At 63.2% G+C, this 1398-nt stretch carries 1 protein-coding gene; it reads right to left on the reverse strand.

Annotation, left to right across the window (positions count from 1 at the left end):
• Window positions 1-274 precede the first annotated feature (274 nt).
• Window positions 275-1306: an IS110 family transposase gene (locus tag ACFQXB_RS20280; RefSeq protein ID WP_377407011.1), complete on the reverse strand. Its 1032-nt coding sequence runs from the start codon at window positions 1304-1306 to the stop codon at window positions 275-277.
• Between the last annotated feature and the right edge of the window lie 92 nt (window positions 1307-1398).

A 1398-nucleotide genomic window follows, 5' to 3' on the forward strand; every position in this document is an offset into this window, starting at 1 on the left:
GAACCTTCTCTTGTGGATGCCGCCCTCATTTGCAAGGAATTTCTGAACGTTAGACTTGTGATCGAGTGCGGACTCTTGTCAGGCCTGTTAGCGCGGCCTGATAGATGCCGCTGGCCGAGATGGTGATGCGCGGACCGGGGCCAAATCTCCAACAGCGAGCTCGAAGCTCTGAGAAGGTTTCTGGTTTGCCCAACCCGGATCATGTCGATCATTTGCCCATTCGGTTCATGTCTTCCTCACAACTCGGCGGTCCGGTTCGAACTGCGCTGCCGGATCAGGCTGCGCTTCCGATCTCCGGGCCGCGATAATATTCGCCGCGCGTCATCATCGCCCAGATGCCGCGCGCCATCTTGTTGGCCAGTGCGAAGGCCGCGACCATCGGCGGCTTGCGTTCCAACATGCGCTCAAGCCAGGGGTTTTGCGGTGCGCCGCGGCGCAGGGCCCAGCGGACCACGGCCATCGCGCCGGTGATCAGCAGACGACGAATGTCGCGCTGGCCCATCTTCGAGGTTTTTCCAAGCCGTTGCTTGCCGCCAGTCGACGCCTGTCGCGGCACGAGCCCAAGCCAAGCCGCAAAGTCGCGGCCGCGTTTGAAATGCTCCATCGGCGGCGCGAAGGTTTCGACGGCCAGGGCGCTGATCGGGCCCACACCCGGCATGCTCTGCAGGCGGCGGGATGTCTCGCCTTCCCTGGCAATCGCGTCGATCCTCTTTTTCATGGCATTGATCCGCGCGGTCAGATGCGCGACCTGGTCCAGCAGTTCACGACAGATTTCCCGGGCGAGCGGCGGCAAACCGGAGTTTGCGTCCTCGATGACTGCGCCGAGGCGCGGAAGATGGCCGATCCCCTCGGGCGCGATGAACCCGAACTCGTACAGGTGCGACCGCAGCGCATTGACCGCTTCGGTGCGCTGCTTCACGAACTGCTCGCGAGTGCGGAACAGGATGGCCCGCGCCTGCTGGTCCCCGGTCTTCGGCTCGACATAGCGCATGGTCGGGCGCAGCGCCGCTTCCACGATCGCCTCCGCGTCCGCCGCGTCGTTTTTCTGCCGTTTGATGAACGGCTTGACGTAGCGCGGTGCGATCAGTTTCACCTCATGGCCGACCCGCACCAGTTCGCGCGCCCAGTGATGCGCGCCGCCGCAGGCCTCCATCACGACGAAGCACTGCGGATGCTCCGCCATGAATCGCTGGAACTGCGGGCGCGACAGCTTTTTGCGGAAAAGGACCGTCCCGTCCGCGGCCGCGCCATGCAGCTGGAACACGTTCTTTGCCAGATCGACCCCGATGATGCTAGTTTCCTTCATGGATGCCCTCTCGTTTCTCTTGTGACTTCAGCATCACAAGCTTGGCGCACTTCGACGCCGTTGGGGAGAGAGCGGCATCCACCCCATCTCCA

Origin of the sequence: Halodurantibacterium daqingense, assembly GCF_042666235.1 — a bacterium.
In the GTDB taxonomy this organism is placed as follows: Bacteria; Pseudomonadota; Alphaproteobacteria; order Rhodobacterales; family Rhodobacteraceae; genus Halodurantibacterium; species Halodurantibacterium daqingensis.